General features: G+C 59.5%; 11 protein-coding genes and 1 pseudogene. 1 reads left to right on the forward strand and 11 read right to left on the reverse strand.

The features are described from left to right. Nucleotides 1–314: 314 nt before the first annotated feature. From EV666_RS17635 to EV666_RS18725, 8 genes are all read right to left on the reverse strand, one after another. On the reverse strand, nt 315–2,708 hold the full coding sequence (locus EV666_RS17635; RefSeq protein ID WP_132010909.1) for a phosphoketolase family protein: 2,394 nt from the start codon (nt 2,706–2,708) through the stop codon (nt 315–317). Nucleotides 2,709–2,994: 286 nt separating this feature from the next. After that, the gene (locus EV666_RS17640; RefSeq protein WP_097143296.1) at nt 2,995–4,167 is read right to left on the reverse strand and encodes an alpha/beta hydrolase; all 1,173 of its coding nucleotides are present in this window, start codon (nt 4,165–4,167) and stop codon (nt 2,995–2,997) included. A gap of 118 nt (nt 4,168–4,285) precedes the next feature. Then, on the reverse strand, nt 4,286–7,336 hold the full coding sequence (locus tag EV666_RS17645) for an efflux RND transporter permease subunit (protein ID WP_097143280.1): 3,051 nt from the start codon (nt 7,334–7,336) through the stop codon (nt 4,286–4,288). Next, on the reverse strand, nt 7,333–8,424 hold the full coding sequence (locus EV666_RS17650) for an efflux RND transporter periplasmic adaptor subunit (RefSeq protein WP_235824441.1): 1,092 nt from the start codon (nt 8,422–8,424) through the stop codon (nt 7,333–7,335). The genes EV666_RS17645 and EV666_RS17650 overlap by 4 nt, the downstream gene beginning before the upstream one ends. A gap of 1 nt (nt 8,425) precedes the next feature. Continuing rightward, nucleotides 8,426–9,478 (reverse strand): efflux RND transporter periplasmic adaptor subunit, encoded by a 1,053-nt coding sequence (locus EV666_RS17655; protein WP_097143279.1) that lies wholly within the window; start codon nt 9,476–9,478, stop codon nt 8,426–8,428. A gap of 219 nt (nt 9,479–9,697) precedes the next feature. After that, the gene (locus tag EV666_RS17660) at nt 9,698–10,321 is read right to left on the reverse strand and encodes a DUF3313 domain-containing protein (protein WP_245514509.1); all 624 of its coding nucleotides are present in this window, start codon (nt 10,319–10,321) and stop codon (nt 9,698–9,700) included. A gap of 280 nt (nt 10,322–10,601) precedes the next feature. Continuing rightward, entirely contained in the window at nt 10,602–11,216 is a 615-nt protein-coding gene (locus EV666_RS17665; RefSeq protein ID WP_097143278.1) for an SH3 domain-containing protein, read from the reverse strand. A gap of 74 nt (nt 11,217–11,290) precedes the next feature. Continuing rightward, on the reverse strand, nt 11,291–11,605 hold the full coding sequence (locus tag EV666_RS18725) for a hypothetical protein (RefSeq protein WP_235824439.1): 315 nt from the start codon (nt 11,603–11,605) through the stop codon (nt 11,291–11,293). A gap of 356 nt (nt 11,606–11,961) precedes the next feature. Here EV666_RS18725 and EV666_RS17675 point away from each other — a divergent pair. Then, nucleotides 11,962–12,108, forward strand: a pseudogene (locus EV666_RS17675) (IS5/IS1182 family transposase); the annotation flags it as partial. A 136-nt stretch (nt 12,109–12,244) separates the two neighbouring features. On the opposite strand, the gene EV666_RS17680 reads toward EV666_RS17675, so the two are convergent. From EV666_RS17680 to EV666_RS17690, 3 genes are read right to left on the reverse strand one after another with little or no spacing between them, the layout of a single operon-like run. Continuing rightward, nucleotides 12,245–12,715, reverse strand: a complete 471-nt coding sequence (locus tag EV666_RS17680; protein ID WP_097143276.1) for a periplasmic heavy metal sensor — start codon at nt 12,713–12,715, stop codon at nt 12,245–12,247. Nucleotides 12,716–12,723: 8 nt separating this feature from the next. Beyond that, a complete protein-coding gene (locus tag EV666_RS17685) occupies nt 12,724–13,194 on the reverse strand; it encodes a hypothetical protein (RefSeq protein ID WP_097143275.1) in 471 nt (156 codons plus the stop codon). A gap of 2 nt (nt 13,195–13,196) precedes the next feature. Next, the gene (locus EV666_RS17690; RefSeq protein WP_132010907.1) at nt 13,197–13,862 is read right to left on the reverse strand and encodes a sigma-70 family RNA polymerase sigma factor; all 666 of its coding nucleotides are present in this window, start codon (nt 13,860–13,862) and stop codon (nt 13,197–13,199) included. Between the last annotated feature and the right edge of the window lie 357 nt (nt 13,863–14,219).

Below are 14,219 nucleotides of genomic sequence, written 5' to 3' on the forward strand. Positions count from 1 at the left end.
TGCCCACGATGCCGTGGAAATGCTGCCCATGATCGCGTGGAACGCGCGCCCATCATCCGGTGGAATCAGTGCCCACCATCCCGTGGAACACGCAGTACCAGACGATGACGGCCAAAGCTGCGATCAAGAACAGTGCGCCGACCATTTGATAGACAGGAAACCCCACCGCGTCTCTCGAAACGAAGAGGGCCACTACAACGCCTGCGGCAGACAGAATTGCTTGGGCTAGGATACGAACCATGGGAACCGTCTCGAATTCCTGTCGCAAACTCTCTGGAGCAGCGACAGACTGGATGTTGTTCTACTGCCGAAAACTAAGAACCGGGTCGCCATGTCCAATCCCTGATTTCCGGCATGTCCTCGCCATGTTCACGGACATAGGTGAAATGCTCCTGCAGCTTGCCGCACAGGCTTTCGACCACATGACCGGCCTTTTCCTTCAGCCCCGGCACGCGTTCGATCGCCTCGATGGCGAGGTGGTAGCGGTCGAGCTGGTTCAGCACCGTCATGTCGAAGGGCGTCGTGGTCGTGCCTTCCTCAACGAAACCTCGAACATGGATGTTCTGGTGGTTGGTGCGTTTATAGGTCAGCCGGTGGATGAGGTAGGGGTAGCCGTGATAGGCGAAGATCACCGGCCGCTCGGTGGTGAACATCTGGTCGAAGTCCTCGTCGGTAATCCCGTGCGGATGCTGGTCCTTCGACTGCAGCGTCATCAGGTCGACGACGTTGACGACGCGAATCTTCAGGTCCGGGATCGCTTCTCTCAGAATGGAGACCGCCGCCAGTGTTTCCATCGTCGGCACGTCGCCGGCGCAGGCCATCACCAAGTCGGGCGAGATCGTATCCTCTTCATTGCCGGCCCAGTCCCAGATGCCGATCCCGGCCTGGCAATGTTTCGCGGCATCCTCGATGTTCAGCCATTGCGGCTCCGGCTGTTTGCCGGCGACGATGACGTTGATCCGGTCCCAGGTCTTGAGGCAATGGTTGGCCACCCACAGAAGCGTATTGGCATCCGGCGGCAGGTAGATGCGCACGATATCGGCCTTCTTGTTGGCGACGAGGTCGACGAAGCCGGGGTCCTGGTGCGAGAAGCCGTTGTGGTCCTGCCGCCACACATGCGAGGTGAGCAGATAGTTGAGCGACGAGATCGGTTTTCTCCATTCCAGCTCGCGCGTCACCTTCAGCCACTTGGCATGCTGGTTGAACATGCTGTCGATGATGTGGATGAAGGCTTCGTAGCAGGAGAAGAAGCCGTGCCGGCCGGTCAGCAGATAGCCTTCCAGCCATCCCTGGCACAAATGCTCCGACAGCACTTCCATCACCCGCCCATCGGGCGACAGATGTACGTCAAAGGGTTCGATCTTCTCCATCCAGACGCGGTCGGTCACTTCGAACACGGCACCCAGCCGGTTCGATTCCGTCTCGTCCGGGCCGAAGATGCGAAAATTCTTCTCCGCGTCGTTGAGCGTCAGGATATCGCGCAGATACTTGCCGAGGATTTCCGTCGTCTGCACCACCGTCTTGCCGGGTTCCGGCACGTCGATCGCGTAGTCGGCGAGCGGCGGGCATTTCAGTTCCTTGCGCAAGAGGCCGCCATTGGCATGCGGGTTGGCGCCCATGCGCCGGTCGCCTTCTGGCGCGAGCGCCTTCAGTTCCGGCTTCAGCCCACCATCGGCAGTGAACAGATCTTCCGGATCGTAGCTCCGCATCCAGTCTTCGAGTATCTTCAGGTGATCCGGATTTTCCCGGCAGCCGGAAACCGGCACTTGATGGGCGCGCCAGAAGCCTTCGACCTTCTTGCCGTCCACTTCCTTCGGACCGGTCCAGCCTTTCGGGCTGCGCAGCACGATCATCGGCCAGCGCGGCAGTTCGGCAGGGGAGGCACCGCCGTGCGCCCTATCCTGGATCGCCCGGATACGCTCCATCGCCCTGTCCATCGCGCCGGCCATCAGCCGGTGCATCACCTCGGGCTCATGGCCTTCGACGAAGAGCGGCTCGTAGCCGTAGCCCTCGAACAGCTTCTTCAGGTCCTCGTCGCCGATGCGCGAAAGCAGAGTCGGATTGGCGATCTTGTAGCCGTTCAGGTGCAAGATCGGCAGAACCGCACCGTCGCGGGCCGGATTGATGAACTTGTTGGAATGCCAGCTTGCTGCCAGCGGACCGGTTTCCGCCTCGCCGTCACCCACCACGCAGGCGACGATCAGGTCCGGGTTGTCGAAGGCCGCGCCATAGGCATGAACCAGCGCATAACCGAGCTCGCCGCCTTCGTGGATCGATCCGGGCGTCTCCGGCGCCGCATGGCTCGGAATGCCGCCCGGGAAGGAGAACTGGCGGAACAGTTTTCGCATCCCGTCGGTCGTTTCGGCGATCTCCGGATAGATCTCGCTATAGATGCCTTCCAGATAGGTATTGGCCACCATGCCCGGCCCGCCATGGCCGGGGCCACAGATATAGATGACGTCGAGATCACGGGCTTTGATCACCCGGTTCAGGTGCGCATAGATGAAGTTCAGCCCCGGCGTCGTGCCCCAGTGGCCGAGCAGGCGCGGCTTGATATGCTGGGCCTGGAGCGGTTCGCGCAGGAGCGGATTGTCGAGAAGATAGATCTGGCCGACCGACAGATAGTTGGCGGCGCACCAGTAGCGATGGATGAGATTGATTTCCCCGGCGTCCAATGAGGCTGTCGTGATGAATTTTTCTTGCTGCATATTCCCGCCCTCAGCTCGCCCCAAATACGTCAGCAGTTTGGCTGACATGGGAAAGGCCAGCATCCCCCTGAACCGACAGGTTAATTTCATGTCATCATGCGATGACTGCCGGCGACCATATATCCATTCATGCTGGATGATGGCAAGTGAAAATGCAGACGCGATTGTGTTTCATTAAATACAGAAGATTATTGCCAACAACAGTAACAGCCGCCGGTGTTGCCTGAATGGTGTTCATTGCCGATTTCCCTTCATAGTAAAGCGAATGATACAGCCTCGCTGACGTTCAGTAAGCGATCTGTCCATTGACGAGGCCCCCTGATGTCCCGGATAGTTCCTGTTGCAAGATCTTCCGTGCTTCGGGGCTGACCACCGACATCGGGGCTGCAACGACAGTTCTCGCCGCGGAGCCGGCCAGATTGACCGTACCGATTGCCGCCATCCCGACGTGATCGGCCAATGTCACCTGACCGCCCTCGAGGGATTGACCAGCCAGGCGTTTCCCCAGGAGCCCGATGATTTCCGGGCTATCGGCAAAGGCGTTGTGGCCGAGGGCGTCCTTGGAACGCACGGTGCTGGTATCGATCACCGTGATCCCAAGCTGCTTCAGCACGCCGGTATAAGCGGTGGTATCGACACCGCCGACACGGTTGACTCCGCCGGAGATCCATCTCGATACCTCAAGCGCCCGGTCGCGTGTCGAGGCAAAAATGGTGAACTGCGGCCGCTTCGGTCCCATCTCTATGAGTTGGCGGCGGAAGACGTCGACATCGATATCGGGCGACGCCAGCACGACGTTGCGGACCTTCGCCGGGATCGTCTTTTCGCGCATCGCGATCCCGCGCAGAGCCTCGGCCGTCAGCCATGTTCCCATGGAATGGGCAAGGATGGTGATATCGCCGACGTCAGGGCTGCGGGCAGCCTGGATGATCAAATCCTCCAGGGCACGGCGTGAATAGTTCGTGCTTTCCTTGTCGTAGAGATAGCCGAGAACGCTGGCGCGGGAGGGCCAGGTGAACAGGATCGGAGCGGCATCGGTTCCGGCGTCATGAGTGATCTGGGCAAAACGAAAGACGGCATCCGCATAGGTGTTGTTGAAGCCATGCACGAAGATGATCACCTGCCGCTTTGCATTCCGGTTCTTGCGAAACCAGTTGAGCGCCTGCTGCTCTGAGATCACCTTCTCGTCCTTGAGCACGGCGAACTCTTTCGCAGGGTTGGGGGGCACGCGCTTCGGCCACTGGACCTCCCCGATCTTCCGCCCATCATCCGGCGGGATGGAAACGGTGAGGTTGTTGAGCGAGATCGCCGTTCCGCGCTCTCCGGAATAAAGCTCGCCGGGATCTGCGGCGGGTTTTCGGGTGGTCGCGACCAGCATGTCGACGCGGCTTGTGTCGTTCGTCGTCAAAGCCACGGGCTGAAGGACATTTTCCGGCCGGCCAGCGCAGCCGCCGAGCATGGAAAGAAGGAGCGGAAACAATATGATGCGCCTTCGCCACGCGCGTGAATTGCGTAAGCAGGCTTTTCGGGCGGCAACGGCATCCAGTGACGAAAGCCGTCGCAGCGATGCCGTGGAATCAATTGTGTTCGACATCGCGGGGAATCCTGAACCAGGTCACATAGAGAGCGGGAAGGAACAGCAGGGTCAGGACGGTTCCGACGACGATGCCGCCCATCATGGCGTAGGCCATCGGTCCCCAGAACACCTCTCTTGAGATGGGGATCAACGCCAGGGTCGCAGCGGCGGCCGTCAGCATGATCGGTCGCATCCGATGCTCCGTCGCCTCGACGACGGCCTGCCACGGCGGGATTCCTGTTGTGCGCAGGTCTTCGATTTGGACGATCAGGATCACCGAGTTCCGGATGAGGATACCGATCAGGGCGAGCACGCCGAGGATTGCGACGAAACCCAATGGCGCCTGGCTCAAGACCAGCGCGCCAACGACGCCGATCAGCGCAAGTGGAGCGACCGAGAAGACAAGGAACAACCTGTGGAAGCTTTGAAGCTGCGTCATCAGAAGCGTTGTCATGACGAAAATCATGACCGGCACCACGCTTATGATCGGCGCTTGGGACTTGGCGCTCTCCTCGACAGTACCGCCGATGGCAATATCGTATCCCGGTTCCAAAGAGGCCTTCAGTTCTTCTATCTTCGGATCGAGCTGCCGGACAATCGTGGCAGGCTGCAGGTTGTCGCGAACACCCGCCTTGATCGTGATCGTTGGTATTCTGTTGCGCCGCCAGATCGTCGGTTGTTCCAGGCCGTAATCGAATCTGGCCACGGAAGAGAGCGGGATGGATTTGCCGCTGGAGTTTGGCAGCTGGAGGTCGAGCAGGCTGTCGATGGAGGCGCGTTCCTTCGCTTCTGCCCGTCCGACAACATTGATCAGATAGATGGCATCGCGGACCTGTGTCACGGTCGCACCCTGGACGACACCGTTGAGGGCGGTCGCGATATCTTCGGACGAGACCCCGAGCTGCCGGGCCTTGTCCTGAAGGACGTCGACCTTCACGACGCGCGCCGGCTCGTTCCAGTCGAAGACGAGGCCGGTCAGGGAAGGGTGCGACATCACGATACCAGCCGTCTTCTGCGCCAGGTCGCGGACCTTTTGAATGTCGGGACCGGAGATGCGATACTGGATTGGCTTGCCCACCGGCGGGCCGATGTCCAGTGTCCTGACGAAGGCGTCGGTGCCCGGGAAGGTTTTCAGCAAATAGGCCTGCAGGTCGGCCTTGAGCCGGTCGCGGACCTCAATACCCTTCGAGACGATGACGATCTGGCCGAAGGTGGGATCGTCGGGCTGGACGTCGAAGGACAGGATGAAGCGCGGGGCGCCCCTGCCGACATAGCTCGACCAGTGATCGATATCGGGATTGCCGGTGAGCTTTTCCCGCTCGAATTGCGCCATCTGCCGGCTCGTCTCGGCCATAGAACTGTTTTGCGGCAGGTTCCAGTCGACGATAAGCTCCGGACGGTCGGACGCGGGAAAGAATTGCTGCTGAACCAGCGACATGCCGGCAACGGACAGACCAAACGCGGCAATTGTTACGATGATGGTCACCCAGCGAAAGCGAAGGCAGAGCTGAAGCAGCCATGAGAAGGCGGCGCCCATACGGCTCTTGTGCTCCTCGTGCTTTTTCATCGTCTTCGGCAGGATCGTCACGCCCAGCAGCGGGGTGAACAGGACGGCGACAATCCAGGACACGGTCAGCGAAACCGCGAGTACGACGAATAGCGTGAAGGTGAATTCGCCGGCGTTGCTGTTGTTGAAACCGATCGGCAGGAAGCCTGCGACGGTGACCAGCGTGCCGGTCAGCATCGGAAAGGCAGTCGATATGTAGACATGGGTCGCAGCCTTGCGCAGAGTGTCACCGACCTCCAGGCGGGCCACCATCATTTCGACGGCGATCATCGCGTCGTCGACCAGAAGACCGAGCGCGATGATGAGAGCACCGAGCGAGATGCGCTGCAGGGAAATACCGGAATATTGCATCACCATGAAGGTGATGGCGAGCACCAGCGGGATGGAGATCGCCACAACCAGCCCGGCGCGCAGGCCAAGGCTGATGAAGCTGATGGCAAGCACGATGGCGACCGCCTCGAACAGGGCTCTGGTAAAGCCGGAAACGGCTTCATCGACCACGGCTGGTTGATCGGAGACATGATCGACGGACACGCCGAGCGGCAGATCCTGGACGATGCGCTCCATCATCTCGTCAAGAGCGTGACCAAACTCAAGCAGATTGCCACCGGCCTTCATTCCGATTGCAAGCCCGATCGCCGGCTTGCCGTTGAACCGGAACAGCGACGAGGGAGGATCGACGTAACCACGTTTGACGGTTGCAACATCCGTCAGCGGAAAAAAGCGATCGTTGACGCGCAGGTTGATCGCCCGGAGGCTATCTTCGGAGATGAAGCGGCCACCGACGCGTAGCGCGATGCGCTCCGGCCCGGCGTCGACGAAGCCCGACTGGGTGACGGCATTCTGCTTTTGCAGGGTTTCGACGATGTCGGATTGATTGATGCCGAGCGCTGCGATCTTGCGGGTGGAGAACTCCAGATAGATCACCTCGTCCTGAGCGCCAATGATGTCGACCTTGCCGACATTCGGCACTGTCAGGACCTTGGTGCGGGCATCCTCGACGAGATCGCGCAACTGCCTCTGGTTCAAGCCTTCCGTGGTGAAGGCAAAGATATTTCCGTAAACATCGCCGAATTGATCGTTGAAAAACGGCCCGACGACGCCGGACGGAAACTGCTGCTGGATATCGCCGATCATGTTGCGGATGCGCTGCCATGTCGCCGGGACATTGCGTGCCTTGGTCGTCGGAAGAAGATCGACGAAGATCGTGGTTTTGCCGGCGGTCGTGAGGCTGCGCGTCCGATCGAGGCTGTCGAGCTCCTGGAGCTTTTTCTCGATACGATCGGTGACCTGCTGGGTGACCTCTTCGGCAGAAGCGCCCGGCCATTGGGCCTGGATCACCATCGTCTTGATGGTAAAGGACGGATCCTCCTCCCGTCCGAGGTTGAGATAAGCGTACATACCGGCGACCGCGAAGGCGATCATGAAATACCAGACGAAGGAACGATGTTCGAGCGCCCAGTCCGAAAGGTTGAAATTCTTCATGGGTGCAACTCCTGTCCAAGCCTGATCTTTTGTCCCTCCTGAAGTTCGCTGACGCCCGCAACCACAACTCCCTCATTCGCATTCAAGCCTGAATCGACCCGCACCATCGGGTCTTCCGGCCCGGTATGATCCAGGAGAACGGCGCGGGACGACACGGTCAGGGCATGCGGATCGATGACCCAGACGGCGGGGGCGCCGTCCTTCTCGACGATAGCCGAGCGGGGCAGCACGACGTCGTGAGCCTGCCCGCCGTCTGTGAATGTGGCGGTTACGACCGCACCGAAGCGAAAGACGTCGGGCGCCTTGTCCAGGGCGATCTTCACCCTGTAGGTTCGGGTGTCTGCATCGGCCTGCGGAGCGATTTCGCGTACCTGCCCGGATGTCCGCAAGCGGTCGTCGAGTTGCAGCGTTACGTCGATATGGGTGGACGAACGGATAAACGAAACCTGCGCCTCAGGAACGTCGATGACGACATCGCGCTGATCGAGGCGTGCAAGTTTCAGGACGGACTGTCCGGCTGTAACGGTCTGGCCCACTTCAACGGAGGTCGAGGTGATCACGCCGTCGAAGTCAGCCTCCAATCGTGCATAGCCGAGCTGCTCGTTGGCTTTTGCCAGATTGGCTTGCGCTTGCGTGACATTCGCCTCTGCCGATTTGAGGCCCTGCTCGGCCAGTTCGAGATCGGCGGCGCTGGCCGTATTGGTAGCAGTGAGCATGCGCTTGCGTCGCTCGTTGATCGCGGCATTCTCCAGCTGGGCATTCGCATTTCTGAGATCGGCCCGGGCGCTGATCACGGTGAGTTGCAGCGTGAGCGGGTCGATCTCCGCGAGAATGTCACCCTTCCTGACGACGTCGCCTGTCTCCACCCGCCGTGCGATGACACGGCCAAGAACCCGGAAGGCGAGTTCAGTCTCCACGCGCGGCTGAACCACACCGGCGAAACCCATGGCTTCGGAACGATCGGCAGCGACGTTCATCCAGACTACCGGTCGTGGCGGTGCGTTTTCCGCAGTAGCGGAATGATAGGACAAGGAGGAGGCGCAGACCGTCGCAATGAAGAGCAGCATGGCCGGGGAGGGACGCTTCATGTCAGTCGCCCTCCCAATTCACGACCTGCTCGGGGCGCAGGAACTTGCCGCCTTCCGTAACGACAAGTTCCTGTGCGGAAATCCCTTTTGCAGCAGTGAACTCGCCTGCCCGGTAACTTGCGACAGTGATGGGGCGAAGCGCGACGGTTCGTGTTGTTGCATCCACGATCCACACCGCGGGCTTCCCGTCGTCTGACGCCATCGCACTCCATGGCAGTGTGATTGCAGTGTCCGGAGGCGTATGAAAAGTGCCTATTACGGGAGTTCCAAGGGACCACTGGATATCATCGGGGAGCGCCAGTTTCACGCGGATCGTTCCAGTCGTCGTATCGATGACCGGCGCGACCTCTCTCACCTTTGCAGGGATACCGCCGCCAGGATTCGAGACCGGTGCCACGGTCGCTTCGTCGCCCGGTGGGCCCGCCAGGAAAAATGCTTCAAAGACATCGAAGACCGCATCGCGCGGACCGTCATGGGCGAGCGAGAAAGCAGCTTGTGCGGCTGATACGACCTGGCCGACCTCGACGCTTCGCGCCGTGATGATGCCGTCGGCATTGGCTTTGAGTTCGGTGTGAGAGAGTGCATCGCGAGCGATCGCCAGGGACGCCTTGGCGGATTCCAGCGACCCTTCTGCCGTTGCCAGTTCCTCCTTCGCCTGGTCGTAGGTCGACTGGGCGATGGCGCGTGTCTCCACCAATGTCTGATAGCGCTGAAACGCGAGGTTCTTTTGATTGAGTGTCGCTTGCGCCGCCAGAAGACCAGCCTCAGCGGATTCCACGTCCGCGCGCTGCTCGGTGTCGTCGATCCGTGCCAGGACATCTCCGGCATGCACGTGTGAACCGACATCCACCCGCCGCTCTATGACCTTGCCGGCAGAGCGGAAAGCGAGGTCGGTCTGTATGCGCGCTCGTATCTCGCCTGTGACACCTGTGCTGCGCTGATGCTCGATCATTGCAGCGTGAACTACACGGACCGATTGCGGTGGCGCGGCTGTTGTCTTGGCGTTGTCGTCGCATGCGGCAAGCAACAGGCCGATCAAACCGAGACCAATCATGCGGAATTGAATGGTGGAAAGGCGACTCCGATGCGTATACCTGCCGGCACCATGTCGTTCGTGCTTCTTTGAATAACTACCAGTCAGAGTATGATCTCCTGCAATCGTCTGCGCGGCTTTGAACCGGTAAACTTCTGGCCCACCGCGTCTGTTAGGTTTTGACGTCAGGACGCTTCCAGCCGCTTTGAGTGAAGCGGCTGGCACAGTTGGCGTCCTCAGCTATCTGGTGCCGCCGGCCAGCTCCTTATCCAGTTGGTCCGCCGCCGAGCGCACCCCGGCCTTCGCCGCGTCGAGCCCCCCGAAATTGGCCGTGATGTCGAGTGCGTTGGCGCTCCTGCTCGCAACATGTGCGTAGAGCAGGGTGCCGGTCTGGGCATCCTCGATCTCGACGGCATAGGACACCCAGCCGGAGAATGTGCCACGACCGCCAGTGGCCTGAGCGCCCGCATTGACGACGAGGCCGACCGGAAGAACATGCGAAACGGTGGATAGCACCGGTGTGCTTGCTTCTGCACCGGTCAGCGTCAGCCTGGCGCGCAACGTCCCTGGTCCGGGCTGTGCAACGAGTTGAAGGCGTCGGCCGAGGACCTTGGAAAACTCCTGATGCATGTAGCTGGCGAGTGCCTGCCGGTCGGTGGCCGACATCTTGCCGAATTGTGCGTCCGGCCCGGCGTAGATCGCTGTGGGTGGGATAATGATGCTTACATAGGCTGCGAAATTCACATCCGGACGACGGTAGGCATAAGGTTTCGTCTTGTCCGAGGTCGGGCGCAGAAACGCCGACGAAGACAGAGCTGCAGACGGTGGCGGCGTTGTCGCACAGGCGGCGAGGACGAGTGCCATTACGCAAGCCACCAGGCCGCGCAACCAAATATTGGAAGACCGCCTCCGAGGCGCTTGGGACGGACCGGAAATCGGGGCTTGGCTATTTGCACGAGTATCCAAGGTTCACCTCATGTGCATGGCCCGCTGTCAGGTGTTTTGTTCACCGGCAGAATGGTCCTCAGCTTTTGAACGAAAATCCCGAGGCGGTGATCCGCCTCGGCCTGGCTTGCGTCATAGCTAGCGATCCGGATATGAACGGCCGGCGCGTGTTCGTCTCCGAACCGGAACGAGGTTCGTCTTAACGCTGCATTACGCCCCTGTGGAACTCGAGTCCGCCACCAGGTTGCCGCACGACTGCGCCACCGGCGCAGCGTTCCGGGCCGCATACTCCTCGTACTGCTGCGCCGCCGCCGTTAGGGCCGCGAACAACAGCGGAACCACCGCATGCAGCTCCAACGCAGCCACCTCGCGCGGCGCCACCGTAAGCCGGCCCGGTACGATAATACGTGCTCCAGCTTCCGTACCAGGGCTGGGCGGCATAGTGGGTATTCCAGTAAGCCTGATTGAAGGCGACAACGGTCAATCCGATCATCGGAATGAGCGCCGGCGAAAGAGCTACTGTCTGACCCTGATAATAAACACTGACATAGTTCGAAGAAACCCAGCCGCGCGCGCCTCCCCACGAGACGTCGCACCAGGAGGCCGCGTCGAGACATCCATAGATGGTCAAAGCTGCACTGGGCGGCATTGTCATGACGACTGGATACCATGTCCCCGGGCCGGCCCTCAGGTTGACGCTGGAGACTGTCGCGCCTCTCGTTGCCGCCAACGCGGGGCTGGACATCACGGCCACCAACATTGCCGCAAATGCGCCAAGCACATAGCGACGCGTGATCCACATTTTTCTGTTCATGTCATTTCTCCTTTTGAAGTGATCGATCCTGTGTGCTGGGCACTCAACAGCACCTGTGGAATGCGCTCGGACCTTTACAGATCGAACACGCTCCAACGATTGTCTTCCGGGCCTTCATCTTCCGGATCGCCAGAGGGGTAATTGCTGACGCATCTCTCCCTTGAAGCCATCATGTCGGCGACGCACAGCTCGTATCCGTCCTGATCGGCATAAAGAGTGACGCACACGGCATCCGGCCTTTCGTTATCCGTTGGGAAACAAACGGCCTCGATGGGTTCGTTTTCCCAAGGGATCGTAGAAGCCCGCTCGTGGGCAACTGCGCTGACCGAGCCGAATATTCCGATGAACAGAATCAGGGTGAGACAGATAAAACCGCTCCTCTTTCTCATCGTCCGTCACCTGTAATCCTGAGTAGAGCGCCGATCTCCGTGACTGTTTCTCTTAGCCACAACGTGGAATCGGGCTAACGGCAATCGCCATCCGGCCTGCTGCCAAGCGCTCGAGGCAACAGCACTTTCTGAAAGATAGGCCTGTTCCATGATCGATCGGCGCCGGGGGCAAGCCGCCCCTGTTCGCGCCGCCGCTGCGGTGGGTCTAGGTCGGTATTTTTCGATCATGAGCAGCTTCCCCAAATGGATGAATTGCTACTGATACGAAGCGCGCCCCCCGATGCGACACTCCCGCTGCATTTTTTTGGAGCTGCTATGCAGACCTGAGATCTTCTGGTGAGCGACATTAAGGGAGGGACATGCAGCGCGAGCTGGTCCAGTTGGCGCAGACGATCGTCTGGCCGTTTCTGGAAGAGCATTTTGGCGAGGTTTATCAGGATGGATCAGATATGCCGCCGCTGCCGATCCGGCTGGGAATCCTCAAGCATACATTCAATTTATCGGGTTGGAATGTGCGTCTGCTGCCGCGACAGTCCGTACTTCCGCAAGCGAGCACTTCACACAGTCCTCACTAACTTCTTAAAAAGAAGGCGATCACGCGATAACGGATGGGTCTAGCCCCCGTCGGATCGCCCCTTGTTAGGGAACACGCAGTATTCCCTTTGCATTTTGATCGCCAAGCACCTTGCGTCTTCCTTCCGGGGAGATTTGACCTATCGCATCCACCAACGGACCGCCGATTGCGTCCATAAACTCCGTCCAGGCGGACTGCGTTGCACTGAGGGCCGTCAGTGTTGCGACAGGATCATATTGGTCAGAAGATATCTGCTTCAGCATTTCTTGCCGCGCCTGGGTAACGTTCTTTACGGCTCGCGCATATCGCGGTTCTTCTTGGAGAAGAGTCTGGCGGAATGACTTGAAGTCAGAAGCAGAAAGGGTCGCTTCCGCAACAGCCAGAATGCGAGCAAGAGGGTCAACACCTTTTGGAACCTCCGGTGTCGCACGCAGCATTTGCCCCCCCAGGAAAGCGAGGAGGAACATGTTCAAAACGAGTGATAGGGGAAGAGCAATTCGCAGCCATTTTCTTGTGCCAACCTGTTTCTGAACCATATTGCTGTTCATTCCGCGAAAATTGGGATCGATGCGACCTGAAGCGTGGAAAGCAGGTCACCGGAGGCGGGTAAGTTCGGGGAGTGCATCCCGATGAACAGTCCCGCGGCCACTGCTATTCCGCTACCGGAGGAAAGACCGATCCAATTCAAATCGGGCCATAGCCCGCGAACATGCGCAAAAAGTCGTGCACCGAACGGGATCGGCCCGGATGGTGCTGGCGCTATTCGCGCAGCGACGTTCGTTCTCAGGCGCACCAGGGCGGCATTGCGTTCGCCCGGCGACCACAGGGAAATCTCTTGATGCCTGCGCGCCGCCGCGAGCACATCATCCATCAAGCGTTCCTCCGCAAGAACGGTACGCGCCACTTTCGAGATTTTTAGCAGAGACAACGCATCGGCCTGCACCTCTACAGGCCAGAGATCAATATTTGATCCGTAACTTCGCGCCAGAGATGTAAAACGTTCGATCTTCAACATATTTATTCTCCCTGTTTATCACGCTCTGCCAGCAGCCGCTCACGAAGTGTCGTTCTGGCGCGGGCAAGCAGACGCTCTATTGCTTTGGCCGATAGCCCAAGAATACGTCCCGCCTCAGCACCCGATACGCCTTCCTCGTAGACGAGTATCATCGCGGCCTGTTGGCTCGCGGGCAATGCGCGTATGGCTGCAGCGAGGGCGGCATCGCGCTCGGTACTCGTCAAAATCTCGTCTGCTGCGGCTCCTGGATCGACAGCATCAAAGTTGTCTGGAAGGGACTCCGGCTCTTTACGGCGGCGGCGATCAATACAGAGATTGACGACGATCTGGTAAAGCCAGGTTCTCAACTGAGCGCGCTTTGGGTTGAAGCGGCCAGCGTGCTTCCACACCTTGATCATTGCCTCCTGGGCAATGTCCTCAGCATCGCGAAAATTTGGGCTTATGCGGCTGGCTACACTTAGAACAAACGGACCGTGACGAACAATGATTTCGTCGAAGGCTCTCCGGTCACCTTGCGCCGACCAGAACAGGAGTTTGTCATCAGTAACTTTGTTATAGGCCCTGGGTTCGACCATGCCGGTGCCCAGAGTCCGCCTGATTAGCAACGCGAGCGCGTCCCATTCGAATTCAATCTCCCGCCATGGCGCTGCCAATTCCTGTGCCCGCATGTGCGCTGCTCGCTTTTCCCGGCTCTTGCAGCTTATACGGGGGCGCGCACCTGTTTCCCCCTCATGCGATCGAGATTTTGCGCGGCAATCCCGATAGGCACGCGGGCGACTTCCCGGCCAAACGCGCAGACGGGAATTGCATGGCCGCAGATTCAACCGTAGCGCTCACACCGCTCCATCGCCCTACGGCCAGATCGTCAATCCTTGCCCCAGGATGCCGCGCACACGCAGGCCTGACCGCTAGGCTAGCGCAGGAATGCCCTGATGTAAACACCGGAATAAAAAGAGGCCATTCACCGGTTTAAAAGTAGGCCAGTCGGGTCAATTATAAAGCCTCATGACGAGGCGGTTTGTGCT

The organism is Camelimonas lactis (assembly GCF_004342915.1).
Classification (GTDB): domain Bacteria; phylum Pseudomonadota; class Alphaproteobacteria; order Rhizobiales; family Beijerinckiaceae; genus Camelimonas; species Camelimonas lactis.

Excerpts from the sequence above, each read along its gene's own strand:
- EV666_RS17655 (WP_097143279.1), bottom strand. The coding sequence starts at position 9,478 with ATGATTGGTCTCGGTTTGATCGGCCTGTTGCTTGCCGCATGCGACGAC.
- EV666_RS17690 (WP_132010907.1), bottom strand. The coding sequence starts at position 13,862 with ATGCGGGCACAGGAATTGGCAGCGCCATGGCGGGAGATTGAATTCGAA.
- EV666_RS17665 (WP_097143278.1), bottom strand. The coding sequence starts at position 11,216 with ATGAACAGAAAAATGTGGATCACGCGTCGCTATGTGCTTGGCGCATTT.
- EV666_RS17685 (WP_097143275.1), bottom strand. The coding sequence starts at position 13,194 with ATGTTGAAGATCGAACGTTTTACATCTCTGGCGCGAAGTTACGGATCA.
- EV666_RS18725 (WP_235824439.1), bottom strand. The coding sequence starts at position 11,605 with ATGAGAAAGAGGAGCGGTTTTATCTGTCTCACCCTGATTCTGTTCATC.
- EV666_RS17640 (WP_097143296.1), bottom strand. The coding sequence starts at position 4,167 with ATGCTCGGCGGCTGCGCTGGCCGGCCGGAAAATGTCCTTCAGCCCGTG.
- EV666_RS17650 (WP_235824441.1), bottom strand. The coding sequence starts at position 8,424 with ATGAAGCGTCCCTCCCCGGCCATGCTGCTCTTCATTGCGACGGTCTGC.
- EV666_RS17645 (WP_097143280.1), bottom strand. The coding sequence starts at position 7,336 with ATGAAGAATTTCAACCTTTCGGACTGGGCGCTCGAACATCGTTCCTTC.
- EV666_RS17635 (WP_132010909.1), bottom strand. The coding sequence starts at position 2,708 with ATGCAGCAAGAAAAATTCATCACGACAGCCTCATTGGACGCCGGGGAA.
- EV666_RS17660 (WP_245514509.1), bottom strand. The coding sequence starts at position 10,321 with ATGGCACTCGTCCTCGCCGCCTGTGCGACAACGCCGCCACCGTCTGCA.
- EV666_RS17680 (WP_097143276.1), bottom strand. The coding sequence starts at position 12,715 with ATGGTTCAGAAACAGGTTGGCACAAGAAAATGGCTGCGAATTGCTCTT.